Consider the following 16,436-nt stretch of genomic DNA (forward strand, 5'->3'; position numbering starts at 1 on the left):
TTCAAAATTTGTACAATTATAGTTAATTTATTTTTTATTACAAGCGTTTAGCGATAGTGCTGTCTCGACCATACGGGTCAGGCGAGAAGCGCACTTCGCCTTGGTCGGGCCAAATGGTGAAGTAAACAGCATATACCGGTAGTGGTGTTTCAAGTTTTCGGCCGCGGTTCTGCCCACTGTCAATTTGTGATTGAAGCCAGCTTTGAGCATTATTTTCATTCAGACTAAATTGGCCTAAAGCCAACGGGTCTTCTACGCGGATACAACCCGAGCTGAAATTTCGCTGATTTTCTGAGAACAACGCTTTGTCGGGGGTGTCATGCAAATAAATATTCCACGGGTTTGGAAACATAAATTTAAGTCTGCCAAGGGCGTTTAATTCCCCCGGTCGTTGTTGCAGACGATAAGGGAACTCACTGGAAAGTGCGCTGACTTCATCCCAATTGATGCGGTAAGGGTCCACCGGGGTGTGAACCTCAGCATTGCGTAAAAATAGATTAAATTCATTGAGGAAAAAATAATCAGGATTCGCTTGTTGTTTGGGTAATAGATCGCGTCGCGCCAGTTTGTGTGGCACATTCCAGTATGGATTGATCACAAGATGTGTCATCGCGCTATTGAAGCTGGGTGTGGCACGTTGACTCTTACCGACAATGACTTTCATGTTGAGTTTAATCTGACCGTCTTCGACAGCGCTTAATTGGTGACTGCCTAAGTTAACGAGTAGATAGCGTTTACCCAAGTCATCAGGCAGCCAACGAAAACGTTCAAGGTTAACCCTGATTTTTGTGATCAAGTCATCAACTGATTGGTTTAAGGCTGCCCGTGTCTCTGACCCTACAATACCGTCTATTTTTAGACCATGCCGTGCTTGAAACTGTTTGACTGTTTCGACCAGTTGTCTGTCATAAATGGTTGTCTGTTCCACTTCTATAAGATTCAGACTGGGGTTTTCAGTAATAAGACGTGCGCGTAAGGATGGAACATGCTGATGGCTGTCACCTGGTCGTAACAAGGGCATTGTTGGTACTGTTTGCCAGCCACCGCGCAACTGATAACCTCGGTATTGCGATAAAAAATGCGTCAGTTGATGGTATTGCGGCAATGGCGGCAATAATTTATTGAGTACGTTTTTGATATAGGGGTTGAGTAAGGCCTTTTGTAGCTCTTCTGCCGGGTTGACTTTATCTCGGGGAATAAACCATGTCGGATCCGCTTGGGCGGGATCGAGTCTGCCGATAGCCAAGTCGTGGATCAGATCTAACATGGCATCCGTGAGTAACGTATCGAAATAACGCGCGAGTTCGATAGTCGGTTGTTGGGATAATTTATGTAATAGGCTGAAATGGTAGTCTTCAGGATCAAGGCCGTGAATCGCGGCGGCTTTGATGAAACTCAGCGCATCCTTTGCTTGAGCGGTCAATGAGAGGTCGTCTAACCAGACAAATTGCTGCTGCTCTGTGAAAATGCTGAGCTGGGGATGGTCAGGAGCGGGTAGTGATTGTGGCTGTGCCTTTGCCATCAGCGATGAGCTTAGCCCCATCACCAGGAAAATTAGAACCAGACTATCACTTGCCTTCAAAGCTGCCTCGTCGACGTTGCTATCAGCGCACTGATTTTATCTTCACATGTGCATAAAACGCGGTCAAGTCGCTGGTTTGCGACTACGAACCAGCAGCCACAAAAAGAACGGGCCACCTAACAAGGTCGTGATGACGCCGACAGGAAGCTCAGCAGGTGCAATAACAATTCTGGCGACGGTATCGCAGAGGATCAAAAAGCCGCCGCCAAACATCAGCGTGGCCGGTATTAACCAGCGATGATCGGTGCCAATAATCAAGCGACAAATATGTGGCACCATCATACCTACAAAGCCGATGGGCCCACACAATGCAACGATGCCACCAACGCAGAGTGAGGTGGTCAAAAATAATAAATAGCGCACGCGTTTCACTGCCACACCTCGGCTGATGGCAATATCATCGCCAGCCATTAACAGATTCAATTCACGGCTCAGCCAGATGATAATGGCACTGGAGACAGTCACTATGGGTAACAATTGCATCAGTTGCTGATAACCAGTCACGCTAAGGCTGCCCATTAACCAGCGCATAATGCGGAATGAATCGTTGATATTGCTGAGGTATTGCGTGAATAAAATCAGGCTGGAAAAGAAAAAGCTGGTGGCGACGCCTGTTAACAGCAGAGTTTCGCCTGAAAATCCGTAGCGGAATTGACTGATGCCATAGACAAAGCTAATGGCCAGCAATGCCCCAAGGAATGAGCCCACAGTAACGGCATCAAACCCCAGTAAAGAAAAGCTCAAGCCCAGAAACACCGTAACAGCAGCACCAAATGATGCACCACTGGCAACGCCGAGTGTAAACGGTGTCGCTAGTGGATTATGAAACATGGCTTGAAACACCATGCCACACAACGCCAGACCACTACCGGCAACAAAGGCAAATAAAGCACGAGGTAGGCGGATATCAAATAAGATCTGCTCTCTGACAACGTTATTTGTGATCTCCGTCAAACCCACGAAGGGCGCTAAGCCTAGTAAGGCAAGGCTTACCACAGACAGGAAAACTAACAGGTAAAGAGGTTTTTTCATTGTGGATCTGCCAAGGCAATAATGCGTCCACTATGAGGGTGGGGCACGAACACAAACTCTTGTTGGTAGAGAGTTTTAAGTCTTTCCGCTTCCAGGAAAGCCTCGCCCGGGCCATACCAGAGGCTTTTGCCTTGTTGTAGGGCAAGGACATGTCTGCCTTGCTGACCGGCATGATTAATATCATGGCTGACTTCAACAACGGTTATACCCAACTGTTGATTAAGCCGAGAAATGAGTTGATGTACTTCGACTTGATGATGAGGATCCAAATAACTGGTGGGTTCATCCAACACCATCACGGGCGTTTGCTGACACAACGCCGCAGCAATCATCACGCGCTGGCATTCGCCACCACTTAACGTTGTCATTTGGCGGTGGCGAAACTGTGTTGTATTGGTAATTCGTAAAGCATCGTCTAAAGCGGCTTGGTCGTCAGGTGTCCAGTCAGATAAGGCTGTGTGATAGGCGTAGCGTGACATTTTAATAAAATCTTCCACTTCAAAGGGAAGTTGTTTGCCACTGCTTTGAGGCACATAGCTGATAAGGCGGGCTAATTCACGTTGTGAGTATTCTGCGAGCGGTTTACCTTTGATGCGTACTTCACCAGCGGCTACAGCAATTATGCCGAGCAGACTTTTTAGTAAGGTACTTTTACCTGAGCCATTCGGACCCACAACGACAAGATGGTCACCTTCGGCAATATGAAATTGAATGGCTTCCAGTAATGCTGTTTTATGAATTTTGACTGATAAACCGTTAACTTCAATCATCCGTTTTGGTGTCCGCCCAGTTGATTTCAGGATGTAACAGCTCAGCGATTTCAGGCAATAACTTGAACACTCGCGGGCCGGGAACGCTGGCATAATCGCGTTGAATAATATGGACGCGGCCGGATTGCACAGCGCTGACAGATGTTAGTGTTTGCCATTGTCGCTTGACTTGGTCCATATCGCTATTGTGGTCGTCTGCTTCTGGAAAAACGTCGATAATAACATCTGGGTTCATACGAATAACGCCCTCAGCCGTTACTGATGGCACCATAATATGCGTGCCTGTGTAGACGTTTTTACCTCCGGCTATCTTAAGAAGATCATTATAAAAATCATGTTGACCAGCGACGTAGACCGTATCAAGCTGCTCATCATTCACGTAATGCGCTATCGAAACCAGTGTCGCTACGCTCGGCAAATCGTTCACTTTTGCTTGAACCTGCTCAATTTGCTGTTTGATAGCATCAAGCATCAGATTCGCTTGCTTCTCGCTGCCAGTGCGTTGCCCAATACTGGCTATTCCTGCCTGTATGCCCAGCAATTGACTGTTATCAACCTGATGCGTTTGGATGCCTAAGCTTTCAAGTTGTTGTCGTAATTTTTGCTGCGCTTTAAGCATGATGACCAAATCCGGTTGTAGCGCCACAACGGCTTCCAAACTGGTGTCGGTATAACCGCCAACTTTGGGTAAATCCTGTGCTGTGACCGGGTAATCACAATAATCTGTGACAGCAATGAGCTTATCACCGAGACCGAGGGCGTACACGGTTTCGGTAATACTGGGTGACAGCGAAATAATACGCTGGTAGTTTGATTTGTTTTGTACCTCAGCGGTCATTTGATTTAGCTCAGGGCGGAGCCAAATGACAACAAGCATGACGATAAACACTAATAGCGGCCAGAATCGGCGCATGACTAACTTCCCGGGCACAAAACTGACATTATAAAGCCCTTGCAACACAGAGAGAATGCAATGACAGAATACGAAGCCATTTTGGCTCAGTCAGAACTGCTTTACAGCATGCATGACATTAATCAGGCAATGGATCAGTTAGCACACCATCTTTTTAAAGAGTATGCCGACAAAAACCCGCTTATGTTGTGTGTGATGAATGGTGCGGTGATGACAGCAGGACACTTATTACCAAGGCTGACATTCAAAATGGAACTTGATTACATCCATGCCAGTCGTTATGGCGACAAAACGGTAGGCGGGGACTTGTTATGGCGCGCAGAACCGAACACGGAGATAAACAATCGTCATGTGGTGTTGATTGAGGATATCTATGATGAAGGTATTACCGTCACGGCGCTGCGGGACTATTGCTCTCATGCCGGCGCGTTGTCAGTACGTTGCGTTACGCTGTTAGATAAACAACGAGACCAGAAAGTAGGACCACCGCCTGAATATGTCGGTCTGACAGTGCCAGACCGTTATGTATTCGGTTTTGGTCTGGACGTTGAAGGATACTGGCGCAATCTTCCCGCTATTTATGCCCTGAAGGAATCCTGATATGAGTCTAATGGGCATTATCGGCGGCAGTGGATTGTCTCGTTATCCGGAGCTAGTGGTTAGTGATGTGGTTGTCTTGGATACGCCTTACGGAAAACCTTCTGCAGCAATTACTATCGGCAAGCTGGGACAGTCTGAAGTGGCATTTTTGCCGAGACATGGTGACAACCATGCGATAGCGCCACACAAAATTAACTATCGCGCCAATATTCACGCTCTGAGTCAGCTCGGTGTGACGGATATAATAGCCGTGGCAGCAGTGGGAGGCATTACGGCTGATTTCGGCCCTGGCGCTCTGGCTGTCCCGGATCAATTGATTGACTACACCTATGGTCGCGAACAGAGTTTTTATAGTGATGATTTTAGCGTCGACAAACACATTGATTTTACGTGGCCCTATACGGAATCGTTACGCCAAAACATTCTTCAAGCCGCCACAACAAAGCAGCTTAAGGTGATAGCGGGCGCCACTTACGGTGCAGTACAGGGACCTAGACTTGAGACGGCGGCTGAGATTCGACGTATGGCACAAGATGGCTGTGATATGGTCGGCATGACGGGGATGCCGGAAGCGTATTTAGCCAGAGAGCTGGAGTTGAATTATGCTACTTTGGCGGTGGTAGCAAACTGGGCTGCAGGTATTGCAGAGGGTGAGCTCACCATGCAACAGATTAGTGAGACCCTGGTTGATGGGATTGATAACATCAGACTGTTAATCGCAGGCGTTATTGCGCTGCATCAGAGTTAGCCGTGTCTGGTAAAGAATAGCTTTCAGGCGATTTAGAAACGGCAGCTGCCGGCGCCGCTACCGGGCTGATTTGTAAAATCGCGGCAAGGCGAGGGTGATCAAAATAAATCAGTTCATTTTTTTTGATGCGGCGAATTTGCGCTAGGTGAGGGTTCCTAGGGCCGCCCAATTCCACACCGTCAGGTGAAGCCGTTGACCAGTTGCTTTTTTCGGCACCATTTTCCTTAAACCATAGATCAATATCAGCGTGCAGATAGTTAACGCGATAGAGTTTTATTTGACCTTCGACCAAGTTATTAGCAGAACTGACTTGCACACCCTTAGCACTGGCTTTACTCAGCATCGGTTGTTGCCAGGCTTTATGAAAGTGAACGCGGTAATTTGAAGCATTTTTTAAGCGTTGTGCCACGCCTGCCAGCGAGTCAACCGCTGCGGGTTGGATGTAGTTGTTTGCCATTTGCGGACTGACTGTGCCGTTACGGATTTGTCCCATCATCGGCCAATGCTCGGCATTCGCACCACTGAAACGTTCGAATACCACTAACTCGACGTGATACCACTGCTGTGCATATGCACTGCAACTCAGCATCATCATCGCTACAGCGACGGCAAATCTAGCAAATCGAGAGTCAGTTTTCATAGCAACCTTGCATCGTTGAATTAGTGCTTATTGTCCACTGATCTCTCTACGCTATTCAAGTAACTGCCCGAAAAAATCGAATACTGCTATTATCGACTCTGATAAATATTGATAAAACTGGAGAGAAAAGAAATGGATGGATTTTCGAGTTTTGCACTGTTTTTCCTAGTGCTCGCAGTCGTTGTTGTTCTGATGGGCGTCAAGTCAGTGCAGCAGGGCAGAGAATATACCGTTGAACGCTTTGGCCGTTATACACGGACATTAAGCCCGGGATTGAACTTCATTACACCGGTAATTGACAGTATCGGCGCCAAAATTAATATGATGGAACAGGTGTTGGATGTGCCATCACAGGAAATTATCACCAAAGATAATGCCATGGTGCGCGTCGATGGCGTGGTGTTTTTTCAAGTTATTGATGCGGCCAAAGCGGCCTATGAAGTGAGCGGTCTGGATAACGCTATTCTCAATCTCACCATGACAAATATTCGTACCGTGATGGGCTCGATGGATTTGGACGAGTTACTGTCCAGGCGTGACGATATTAACGCTAAATTACTCAATGTTGTCGATGATGCGACCACGCCATGGGGGGTTAAGGTAACCCGTATCGAAATTAAAGATATTGCACCGCCGGCAGACTTGGTGGAAGCCATGGGTCGTCAAATGAAGGCTGAACGGGAAAAACGTGCCAATATTTTGGATGCAGAAGGTGATCGGCAATCAGAGATTTTGCGTGCCGAAGGTGAAAAACAAGCCGCCGTGTTGGATGCCGAAGGTCGAAGAGAAGCGGCATTTCGTGATGCGGAAGCCAGAGAACGCTTAGCAGAAGCAGAAGCGCGGGCAACCACGATGGTATCGGAAGCCATTGCTAAAGGAGACATTCAGGCAGTCAATTATTTTGTGGCTCAGAAGTATGTAGAAGCCCTGAAAGATATGGCTTCAGCTGATAATCATAAAATCATTATGATGCCGCTTGAAGCGAGTAATGTTATCGGCTCGATCGCTGGCATCACTGAGTTAGCAAAAGAAGCGTTTGCTAAAAAAGGAGCCTGACTATGCCTTTTGTGATTGATTTTTGGCATTGGTGGATTTTTGCAGTGGTGCTGGTCACTATTGAAATCCTTGCTCCCAGTTTTTTTGCTCTGTGGCTTGGGATTGCGGCATTTCTGACGGGACTTGCGTTACTGTTGTTTCCACAACTTGGCTGGGAATATCAATTGATGCTATTTGCCGTATTGTCAGTGTTGAGTATTGTCATGTGGCGGCATTATTATCTGAAAAACCCGATTGTTAGTGATCAACCTAACCTCAATCGCCGGGGCGCTCAGTATATCGGCCGAACAGTGACACTATCAGCGCCTATTGCTGATGGTGTAGGGAAAATTAAACTCGACGATTCGACCTGGAAAGTGCGAGGGCCTGATTGTGCTGCGGGTAAAAAAGTACGGATAACAGGGCTAGATAATGTTGTTTTTACTGTGGAAGTCATTGAGTGAATGGATAAGACGACGATCGATTTGTTGCGCCATGGGGAACCTCAAGGGGGTAAACGCTATCGAGGGCAAATCGATCACCCTTTATCCGATTTAGGCTGGCAGCAAATGCAGGAAAAAATGCCAGTCAATAAACCTTGGCAGCAAATTTTAACATCACCACTAAAGCGCTGTGCAGCGTTTGCTGAGGCATTAAGCCGTGATACGGACCTACCGTTAAGTTACGAGCCCGAGTTTATCGAAATGAGTTTTGGTGAGTGGGAAGGGCAAACTGCTGAGGCTCTTGAAAGTGCGGATAAACCGGCTTTTTATGCGTTTTATGATGATCCTATTCAGAACACGCCCCCTGGTGCTGAGCCATTACTTGCTTTTCAACAACGTGTTATCGCCGCTTGGCAGGATTTGCTAGTGCAGTATCAGCAACGACATATTTTGCTAATTGCGCACGCAGGCACCATACGTATTATTCTATCTCATGTTTTAGATATGCCAGTTGCGTCGGCTTTACGTATCGATGTGCCCTATGCCAGCCTTAGTCGAGTTGATGTGCATGGTTCTGGAAGTCATGCATACACACAATTAAAGTTTCACGCAGGACAACTATGACGGTTTTTTTTAACACCGAGCTAACACAGCAACAATTTCTCACGCAATTTTGGCAAAAAAAACCATTACTGATACGTCAAGCATGGCCCCAAATGGATGCATTACTATCAGCCGAAGAGCTTGCTGGATTAGCCTGTGAGGCGGATATTGAGTCCCGCTTAATACAGGAGCAGGGGGAGTTGGGACCCTGGCAAGTCAATGATGGGCCGTTCACTGAGGCTGACTTTGCCAAGTTACCTGCTAGCCACTGGACTTTGTTAGTCCAGGATGTGGATAAGCATGTACCGGAATTAACCGAGGTTATGGCCAAATTCGACTTTATTCCTGATTGGCGGCGTGATGATTTGATGGTGAGTTTTGCGCCTGAGGGCGGCAGTGTCGGCCCTCATACCGATGGCTATGATGTGTTTTTATTACAGGCGCAGGGGACGCGTCGTTGGGCGATCAGTCAGACACCCGTGGTGGAAGCAGAATTTATCGACGGATTAGAGTTAAAAATTCTTAAACAATTCGATGCCGATGATGTTTGGGATTTGCAGCCCGGCGATATGCTGTATCTACCACCACATTTTGCACATCATGGCGTGGCGTTGAATGATTGTATGACCTTTTCGATTGGTTTTCGAGCGCCTACGCAACTTGAGCTGTTAGATGCCTTTATGCATAGTCTGTCAGAGCATGAAGTCGGGCAGCAACGTTATCGCGATCCTGAATTAAAGGTGTGTGATGATGATAAATATATTGATCGCTCTGCCTTGCGTCGATTTAAACAGAGCTTGATAAAATGTATCGAGGATTCAGATGATGTGCTTTTGGATGCTGTTGGACGGCTGCTAACGGAAACCAAGCCCAGCCTGGAATTGTTAGCCGATGAGTTGATTGCTGACAGCGATAACGTTTCATTAGCTGAGTATTTTTCCCAAGGTGAGCAACTTCACCGCAACCCTTATATACGAATCGCCTGGGCTGAGAATGAGGAGTCTGTTCAGCTATTTGCCGCAGGAGAGACTTATCAGGCCGATAAAGCAGTTCGTAGCATTATGCCCATCTTAACGGGGACTGAACCGATTCAGGCTCTTCACTGGACGCAAATACAGTCTGCCGCGGCGACCAACTTATTGGAAGAGCTGGTCGCAATAGGCTGCTGGTACTGGCAGTCACACTGAGCCGTTAGTTACGACTGCGTTTGAACGACGTTTTGTGGCATTTAGGACATGGCGGAATGCGGCTTGTTTTCTTAAAATGCATTTCACAGCCACAATCGACACAAACCAGTGTGCCAATCGCTGCAATTTCACCCGTGTGATACTGCTGTGCCTTTCTCGCCTGTGATGCCAAACGATTCAGTTCAAGACGGGTTTTGTCAGCCGCACTGGCAAAAAAGTCGAACATGCGCTCTTCAACCAGATGTAAATCAAAGGTAAACCAGCTAGAAAACTCTTTACCGGTGTGCTCCAGATAATCTGCGGCTTCATGCAGGTCACGCTTGAGATAGGCGCCTACTTTTTCAGCTTCTTCGGCGCTTAGCTCACGTAACTCTACGGCACGTTGTTTTGCTTTGTCGATGTTGCGCTGCAATGCAGGCATAGCTTGCTGCTCGGCGTCATCGAGGAAACCATTCACTCGTTCCATCATTTTGTCGTATGCGGCAATCAGTTTTTTTTCAAAATCTTCTTGGTTCATCGCATTACTCCTTTAATCATCGAGCCTTTTAGGTTAAGTTAGCACAGATTATTGTAGTGGAGGAAACCATTTTGAATTCATTTCGCGGGGTCTTTTTAACAGGCTTTTTAGTCTGTTTGAGTATGTTACTGGTAGCTGGCTACTTTCAGTTCATTGAACATCTTGATCCTTGCCCGTTGTGCATAGTGCAGCGCTTGCTGGTATTGGTGGTGGGAATCGTCTTTCTGTTAGGAGCGATGCATAACCCCATTAGTGGTGGGCGGCGTGTGTACGGATTCCTTGTGGTGTTGGCTGCTGGGCTTGGCGCTGCTATCGCTGGCCGCCATGTCTGGTTACAGAGCGTACCGGAGGAGCAGGTGCCAAGTTGTGGCCCCGGTCTCAACTTTATTCTGGATAACTTTCCTATTTCTCAGGCGATCGATATGGTGCTCAGAGGATCTGGGGAATGCGCTGACGTGTTGTGGACCTTTTTGGGATTGAGCATACCAGCATGGACGCTAGTCGCGTTTGTGGTGATGATACTCGTCGGTCTGAAGCAACTATTTGGCAGACATAAACAACCTGACTTCATCTGAATCAGATGCGCCTGTTTCCTTGCGTGGTGAGAAATTAAAGAGGGGAGATGCCATGCTGGGCATGGCCAATTAACTAGCGTGCGCGGTAAACGATACGGCCTTTACTGAGATCGTAAGGTGTCAACTGTACGGTGACTTTATCGCCAGTCAAAATACGGATGTAGTTCTTACGCATCTTACCTGAGATATGGGCTGTGACGACATGGCCGTTCTCCAGCTCGACTCGGAAAGTGGTATTGGGCATTGTGTCAATTACAGTGCCTTCAAATTCAATATGTTCTTCTTTTGCCATAAATGTCTTTAATGACCTTGGAGTAAAACGACTATTTTGCCGTAATCTCACTGATTATTCAAAGTTTTTTATCAAGCCTATACCATTTAGAGCGGTAGGCTTCTAATGCAGAGAACTTAGTTTTGTAACGCATCTTGGGACTTTCTTCTATCCAGTAACCAAGGTAAAGCCATGAAAGATCATAGTTTCTTGCCAATTCGATCTGTTTAAGTATGGCGAAGGTGCCTAAGCCTCGCTTGGGCATATTGGGGTCAAAAAAAGTGTAAAACGCCGAGGCGCCATCAATAATAAAGTCGGTTACCGCTACCGCCACCAGTTTATGTTCTAGCCAGAATTCAACAAACGCTGTATCCGACCAACTGCTGGTGAGGAAATTGACATAGCTTTCTGCACTGGGGTTATCCATGCCGCCACCCGGATGGCGACCGGCAAGGTAACGGCAATAGAGTTCAAAGTGCGCATGATTGAATTCGGCTGGTTTTACTTTGATTTGAATATCACGGTTATATTGCAGGCAACGGCGCTGGCTACGGTTAGGTTTAAATTCGTTTAAATTAATTCTAACGGGAACACAGGCTTCACAGTCGGGGCAGAAAGGGCGATAGATATGATCGCCACTCCGCCGAAAACCATGGGCAATTAAATGGCTGTAGACGGTTTTATTGACGGGTTTGTTGGGATCAGGATAAATATTGCGTGCACGCCTTCCTTCCAGATAGGAGCAGGCATGAGGTTGATCCTGATAGAAATTGAGGCTCATTCGCTTGCCGTTAGGTCGTTATCTATCTGCCATGGGGCTGCCGGCAGTACAGTGTCTTTGCATAAAAGCTGTAAGTGTTCTATGAACAGCGCTCGCGGTATTTCAGCCGCCCCCATACTTGATAGATGATCGGAATATATTTGGCAGTCAATCAATGGCACACCCCAACGATGTAACTGCTGGCAAAGTGTTACCAGTGCAACCTTTGAACTGTCTGTTACAAAACTGAACATAGATTCCCCAAAAAATGCTTTGCCGATGGCTACACCATAAAGACCGCCAACCAGCTTGTTTTGTTGCCAGCACTCCACACTATGAGCATACCCCAATCGGTGTAACTCTTTGTATGCTTCGATCATATCATCGTGAATCCATGTGCGATTATCTGGATCGGTGGGTTGATTAGCGCGCGGTGCCGAACAGGCCTGCATGACTTCTTCAAAGGCTTGATCAAACGTTACCGTGAAGGTTTTTTTGCGTAATTTTTTGTTGAGGCTTTTGCTAATTCGTACCTCGTCTGTAAATAAAACCATACGCGGGTCCGGACACCACCAGAGTATGGGGTCGTTTTTATTGAACCAAGGGAAAATACCGTGCTGATAAGCATCTAATAGACGCTGTGCCGAGAGATCGCCGCCTGCAGCCAAGAGGCCGTGCTCCGTCGCTTGTTCGACAGGAGGAAAGCGACTGTGGGTGGTGGCCGCTAACCAAGTGATAGACATAATTTAATCTTGTAGTTGTAAATTAAGTTCTTTAGCCCAGTTTATTGAATCTAGATAGATTCTGGCCAGTACTTCGTGTGGTATGGGGGAGTTTTCAAGTTCAGTCCACTGCGCTCTTTCATAATGCAAGGTATCTTTCAAAGCAAAACCGGCAGGGCCTTGATGTTCCGTTAATGCAATCTTAAGCTCTGGCGACAAGGGTAGTTTCTCAATAATATCTGCCAATGGCTTATCTATCAAAGCATCAAGGGTCGAGAACAAACCAACAGCAAAAAAGTTATCAGATTGGCCCTGATAATATTTTGCCAAAAGTTCACACATACGTGCCCGGGTCATTGCCACACTGCGCAACTCGTTTGGTTTATCGTCCATTCCCGAAAGGCATAACAGACTGGCCCAGGTTTTTACTTTATTTTGTCCCAGCATCACCACTGCTTCTTTGGTGTTACTGACTTCGCGTGGTAAACCAAAGAAAGCAGAATTGATCAGTCGCAGTAGTTTGTAACTCAGTGTCACGTCTTGATTTATGGTGTCAGCTAAATCTTCAGGTTCGACATTTGGTTCTTGTAATTTGACCAGTAGTTCCATCAGTGTCTGAGTAGAGGGGGCTACTTTTGCATTATCGTTTGCTTCCGGCAAGGTATAAAAAATACCTTGTAGTAGATCCAAATCATGTGTTTTGCAAAATTGATACTGTTCTGCCGCATTGACATTGGTAGCACAAAGAATTTGATGTGATTGTCGCCATTGAGTGAGTTGGCTACTTAATTCTTGTGGCTTAAATTGCTGTAAATCGATTAACAGGGTTTTACTTTGGCCATGGCCATTCACTTCATTGGCATGACGTGCAAAGCTAAACGCTTTGTTATTAACCTTTGGTGCATCCACGTTATCAATATCGAGGGTCAGCTCCATGCCAATATCATGCAGTTTCAGCAAAGCATCTTGCCAAGACTCAGGTATGGTTAATAGGGCTTTTTGACGATGATTAATCGCTGGCAAGATAGAGGGCAATTGCGCCATGAAGTCTGGAACTTCTGCATCATCGTTAAGCTTTTGACCATGAATATCCAGAAAAGATAAATGATAGCTATCGACATCTAGCTGCGATGTCATAAACAAGGGCTGACGATGAATGAGACCGGAGAATGTCTTCAGCAGTTCAAAAGGCGCTTGTTGTTCGGCCATAGGCAATTGCTCTCGTTAGCAGTCAGACCTCAAATCGATTCGCGACCTGAGAATGCATGTGACAGTGTACCACTGTCAATAAACTCTAGCTCACCACCTAGTGGAATGCCGTGGGCTAGTCGGGTCACTTTAATCTGACGTTCTCGGGCAAGCTCGCTGATGTAGTGAGCGGTCGCCTCGCCCTCCACGGTGGGATTCGTCGCGAGAATGACTTCCAATATTGTCTTCTCGTCCAGCCATTCGATTAATCGTGGTATGCCTAAGGCCTCTGGGCCAATACCATCCAAGGGCGAAAGATGCCCCGAGAGGACAAAATATTGACCTTTGTAGTGGGTAGCTTGCTCAATGGCAAGGACATCACTTGGCATTTCAACAATACATAGCTGATCTTGCTGCCGGCGTTCATCCTGACAGCGGATGCAGATATCACTTTCACATAAAATTCTGCAACGACGGCAGTGCTGAACGTTATCTAAAGCGTCCATTAATGCTTTAGCCAGATGCGCACCTCCCTCTCTGTTTCGTTCTAAAAGATGGAAGGTCATGCGTTGAGCTGATTTTGGACCAACACCCGGTAAGCAACGCAGGGCACTGATCAGCTCATCTATACTGGGTCCAAGACTGGCCATAAATTATCCGTTTAGAATGGCATTTTCATGCCGGGTGGCATCATGCCTGACATGCGGTCTTGTGTTGTTTTCTCAACTTGACGGTTAGCATCGTTGATAGCAGCGGCAATTAAATCTTCCAACATCTCTTTATCGTCTTCGAACAGGGTGTCTTCGATTTCAACGCGCTTCACATCATGTTTACCGGTCATCGTGATTTTGACCATACCACCACCAGATTGGCCAGTGACTTCCACATTAGCCAGTTCTTGTTGGGCTTTTTCCATATTGGCTTGCATTTCCTGAGCTTGCTTCATCAGGTTGCCTAATCCACCTTTCATGGCAATTCCTCTTAATTTAATCTATCGGTTTGATTGAATGCTCAATTATACGGGCATTAAAGGTATTTTTGATGATTTCAACCGTCGGATCATTATGAATAGATTCGATCGCTTGTTGTTGTTTGACTGCCTGTTGCTCGGCACGTTCAACAGCCAGCGTTGGTCCTGTCTCAAACGTTGTATCGGCATCAGCAAAAACCAGTTTTAAGTCTTGCCCTAGTTTTTTTGACAACGCTTTTTGTAGTTTTTGTTTGGAGTTGTCTGTTGCCAAATGGCCCAGTTCAGGCGATAACGATAAATAAACAGATTGTTGTTCACATTTTACCAGCGCACTGTTTTCAGCAAGCTGATGCGCTAACGCTGATAACTTAAGCTCAGCGATGATCTGTGTCCAGTTCGCCGGTGATAAATCAACCGAAATAAGCGTGTTGTCTATGGGCTCTGGCTCATTAGCGGCAATGACATCTGGTTTAATTTGGGGCTTTGGCGCTATATCAGGTTCTATTAGCGCTTGTTTGACCGCAGGCGATGTCGATACAGAGACTGATTTTGTGGTCATCGCCTCACTCGCCGGTGGTGATGACACGACCGGCTTACGGGGTGGCGGCGACTTTTTTAGCGGTTCGTCCCCGACCTCTGGCGGTGTTGTGGGCTGAAAGCTCAACATCCTCATCAGCGTCATATCAAATCCGCTTTTTGGATCAGCCGCCCAAGAGAGGTCTCGCTTGCCATGAAGCGCAATCTGATAGAGGAGTTGAATGGTCTCAGGGTCAAACTGTGCCGCCAGTTCAGTCAGCTGTGGCGAATTAGCTTCCACGGGTTCAAGATCGGGCACTAACTGTAGCGTGGCAATTTGTTGCAATGCCGATAACAGAAAATCGAATACAACATGAAAGTCACGACCTAATGCCGCCAATTCTGCAGATTGGGCTAGAAGCGCTTTACCATCCTGTTTCAATAACGCATCGAGGATCAGAATCAGTTGATCCTGACTGATGCTACCAAGCATTTGGAACACGCTTTCACTGGTGACTTCACCGCCGCCAAAAGCAATGGCCTGATCCAGCAAGCTTAGAGCATCACGCATGCTGCCATCAGCGGCACGCGCCAGTTGTTCCAATGCTTCCGGTTCAGCCTTGATGGTTTCTTGTTCAAGCAGATAGCGTAAGTGGTCACTAATCTGTGTCAGTTCGAGTCGTCGCAGGTTGAATTGCAAACAGCGCGATAAAATAGTGACCGGTAGTTTTTGTGGATCGGTAGTCGCGAATAGAAATTTAACGTGCGGCGGTGGCTCTTCTAATGTTTTTAACAGCGCATTGAAACTGCTGGTAGAGAGCATGTGTACTTCGTCAATCAAGTACACCTTGTAACGTCCCTGACTCGGTGCATATTGCACGTTGTCTAGAAGTTCGCGGGTGTCATCTACTTTGGTACGTGATGCCGCATCCACTTCAATGAGATCAACAAAGCGACCACTATCAACTTCCGTGCAACTCTGACAGACGCCACAGGGGGTTGAGCTAACACCTTGTTCGCAGTTGAGCGATTTGGCGAAAATACGGGCGAGGGTGGTTTTTCCGACACCGCGAGTGCCGGAGAAGAGAAATGCATGGTGCAGACGGTTTTGATCAAGGCCATTGATCAGGGCGCGCAACACGTGTTGCTGTCCAACTACTTCCTCAAAGGATTTAGGTCGCCACTTGCGGGCCAGAACCAAATAACTCATCGGTTATACGCCACCCGTTAAATAATTAGGGTGGTGACCCACACCAGCCGAATCTCGGCGCCCGAGTCCGAAGGCTCCGCTGCTCCCTTCCGGGCCTGACGGGGTAACCAACATATCGTCGCGAGGAGACCGATGCAGGCCACCATAGAAGGCA

Annotated in this window: 20 protein-coding genes and 1 other RNA gene; 7 read left to right on the plus strand and 14 right to left on the minus strand. The window is 47.0% G+C overall.

Features of this window, described 5'->3' with window-relative positions:
- Window positions 1–37: 37 nt before the first annotated feature.
- The 4 genes from MDMS009_RS04445 to MDMS009_RS04460 all read right to left on the minus strand — a co-directional run bounded on the left by MDMS009_RS04445 (window position 38) and on the right by MDMS009_RS04460 (window position 4,222).
- Window positions 38–1,522 (minus strand): L,D-transpeptidase family protein, encoded by a 1,485-nt coding sequence (locus MDMS009_RS04445; RefSeq protein WP_161596148.1) that lies wholly within the window; start codon window positions 1,520–1,522, stop codon window positions 38–40.
- 123 nt (window positions 1,523–1,645) lie between these two features.
- The gene (locus tag MDMS009_RS04450; protein ID WP_043887918.1) at window positions 1,646–2,614 is read right to left on the minus strand and encodes a FecCD family ABC transporter permease; all 969 of its coding nucleotides are present in this window, start codon (window positions 2,612–2,614) and stop codon (window positions 1,646–1,648) included.
- Window positions 2,611–3,384 (minus strand): ABC transporter ATP-binding protein, encoded by a 774-nt coding sequence (locus tag MDMS009_RS04455; RefSeq protein ID WP_008290654.1) that lies wholly within the window; start codon window positions 3,382–3,384, stop codon window positions 2,611–2,613. The genes MDMS009_RS04450 and MDMS009_RS04455 overlap by 4 nt, the downstream gene beginning before the upstream one ends.
- The gene (locus MDMS009_RS04460) at window positions 3,377–4,222 is read right to left on the minus strand and encodes an ABC transporter substrate-binding protein (RefSeq protein WP_008290576.1); all 846 of its coding nucleotides are present in this window, start codon (window positions 4,220–4,222) and stop codon (window positions 3,377–3,379) included. Before MDMS009_RS04460 ends, MDMS009_RS04455 begins: the two co-directional genes overlap by 8 nt.
- A 135-nt stretch (window positions 4,223–4,357) precedes the next feature.
- Here MDMS009_RS04460 and MDMS009_RS04465 point away from each other — a divergent pair, with 135 nt between their 5' ends.
- On the plus strand, window positions 4,358–4,897 hold the full coding sequence (locus tag MDMS009_RS04465; protein ID WP_008290653.1) for a hypoxanthine-guanine phosphoribosyltransferase: 540 nt from the start codon (window positions 4,358–4,360) through the stop codon (window positions 4,895–4,897).
- Between the two features lies 1 nt (window position 4,898).
- Window positions 4,899–5,645 carry an S-methyl-5'-thioinosine phosphorylase gene (locus tag MDMS009_RS04470; RefSeq protein WP_043887919.1) on the plus strand — a complete coding sequence of 249 codons (747 nt, stop codon included), beginning with the start codon at window positions 4,899–4,901 and terminating at the stop codon, window positions 5,643–5,645.
- Here the strand turns inward: MDMS009_RS04470 and MDMS009_RS04475 are convergent.
- Window positions 5,623–6,285, minus strand: coding sequence for a CsiV family protein (locus MDMS009_RS04475; protein WP_043887920.1), 663 nt, complete (start codon window positions 6,283–6,285; stop codon window positions 5,623–5,625). The genes MDMS009_RS04470 and MDMS009_RS04475 overlap by 23 nt on opposite strands.
- Window positions 6,286–6,417: 132 nt before the next feature.
- On the opposite strand from MDMS009_RS04475, the gene MDMS009_RS04480 reads away from it, so the two are divergent.
- Genes MDMS009_RS04480 through MDMS009_RS04495 form a run of 4 tightly spaced genes read left to right on the plus strand, consistent with a single transcriptional unit; the run spans window position 6,418 to window position 9,553 of the window.
- Entirely contained in the window at window positions 6,418–7,341 is a 924-nt protein-coding gene (locus MDMS009_RS04480) for an SPFH domain-containing protein (protein ID WP_008290628.1), read from the plus strand.
- A gap of 2 nt (window positions 7,342–7,343) precedes the next feature.
- Window positions 7,344–7,784, plus strand: coding sequence for an NfeD family protein (locus MDMS009_RS04485; protein ID WP_036314204.1), 441 nt, complete (start codon window positions 7,344–7,346; stop codon window positions 7,782–7,784).
- Window positions 7,785–8,387 carry a histidine phosphatase family protein gene (locus tag MDMS009_RS04490; RefSeq protein WP_008290571.1) on the plus strand — a complete coding sequence of 201 codons (603 nt, stop codon included), beginning with the start codon at window positions 7,785–7,787 and terminating at the stop codon, window positions 8,385–8,387. It begins immediately after the preceding gene.
- The gene (locus tag MDMS009_RS04495; RefSeq protein ID WP_008290679.1) at window positions 8,384–9,553 is read left to right on the plus strand and encodes a cupin domain-containing protein; all 1,170 of its coding nucleotides are present in this window, start codon (window positions 8,384–8,386) and stop codon (window positions 9,551–9,553) included. The genes MDMS009_RS04490 and MDMS009_RS04495 overlap by 4 nt, the downstream gene beginning before the upstream one ends.
- A 4-nt stretch (window positions 9,554–9,557) precedes the next feature.
- Here MDMS009_RS04495 and MDMS009_RS04500 read toward each other — a convergent pair whose 3' ends face one another.
- Window positions 9,558–10,070, minus strand: coding sequence for a zinc ribbon-containing protein (locus MDMS009_RS04500; protein ID WP_008290588.1), 513 nt, complete (start codon window positions 10,068–10,070; stop codon window positions 9,558–9,560).
- 56 nt (window positions 10,071–10,126) lie between these two features.
- Here MDMS009_RS04500 and MDMS009_RS04505 point away from each other — a divergent pair, with 56 nt between their 5' ends.
- Window positions 10,127–10,645 (plus strand): disulfide bond formation protein B, encoded by a 519-nt coding sequence (locus tag MDMS009_RS04505; protein WP_008290575.1) that lies wholly within the window; start codon window positions 10,127–10,129, stop codon window positions 10,643–10,645.
- Window positions 10,646–10,718: 73 nt separating this feature from the next.
- Here MDMS009_RS04505 and infA read toward each other — a convergent pair whose 3' ends face one another.
- From infA to ffs, 8 genes are all read right to left on the minus strand, one after another.
- Window positions 10,719–10,937: a translation initiation factor IF-1 gene (gene infA / locus MDMS009_RS04510; protein ID WP_008290604.1), complete on the minus strand. Its 219-nt coding sequence runs from the start codon at window positions 10,935–10,937 to the stop codon at window positions 10,719–10,721.
- A gap of 58 nt (window positions 10,938–10,995) precedes the next feature.
- Window positions 10,996–11,697, minus strand: a complete 702-nt coding sequence (locus tag MDMS009_RS04515; RefSeq protein ID WP_008290666.1) for an arginyltransferase — start codon at window positions 11,695–11,697, stop codon at window positions 10,996–10,998.
- A complete protein-coding gene (gene aat / locus MDMS009_RS04520) occupies window positions 11,694–12,419 on the minus strand; it encodes a leucyl/phenylalanyl-tRNA--protein transferase (protein ID WP_008290620.1) in 726 nt (241 codons plus the stop codon). Before aat ends, MDMS009_RS04515 begins: the two co-directional genes overlap by 4 nt.
- Before the next feature lie 3 nt (window positions 12,420–12,422).
- Window positions 12,423–13,607, minus strand: coding sequence for an EAL and HDOD domain-containing protein (locus tag MDMS009_RS04525; RefSeq protein ID WP_008290668.1), 1,185 nt, complete (start codon window positions 13,605–13,607; stop codon window positions 12,423–12,425).
- Window positions 13,608–13,636: 29 nt separating this feature from the next.
- Window positions 13,637–14,236: a recombination mediator RecR gene (gene recR, locus MDMS009_RS04530; RefSeq protein WP_008290531.1), complete on the minus strand. Its 600-nt coding sequence runs from the start codon at window positions 14,234–14,236 to the stop codon at window positions 13,637–13,639.
- A gap of 11 nt (window positions 14,237–14,247) precedes the next feature.
- A complete protein-coding gene (locus MDMS009_RS04535) occupies window positions 14,248–14,556 on the minus strand; it encodes a YbaB/EbfC family nucleoid-associated protein (RefSeq protein WP_008290550.1) in 309 nt (102 codons plus the stop codon).
- 16 nt (window positions 14,557–14,572) lie between these two features.
- Window positions 14,573–16,282 carry a DNA polymerase III subunit gamma/tau gene (dnaX, locus tag MDMS009_RS04540; protein WP_008290574.1) on the minus strand — a complete coding sequence of 570 codons (1,710 nt, stop codon included), beginning with the start codon at window positions 16,280–16,282 and terminating at the stop codon, window positions 14,573–14,575.
- A gap of 38 nt (window positions 16,283–16,320) precedes the next feature.
- Window positions 16,321–16,417: signal recognition particle sRNA small type (ffs, locus tag MDMS009_RS16025), an RNA gene on the minus strand.
- Window positions 16,418–16,436 lie beyond the last annotated feature (19 nt).

The sequence above is a fragment of the Methylophaga thiooxydans DMS010 genome, assembly GCF_000156355.1.
Taxonomy (GTDB): domain Bacteria; phylum Pseudomonadota; class Gammaproteobacteria; order Nitrosococcales; family Methylophagaceae; genus Methylophaga; species Methylophaga thiooxydans.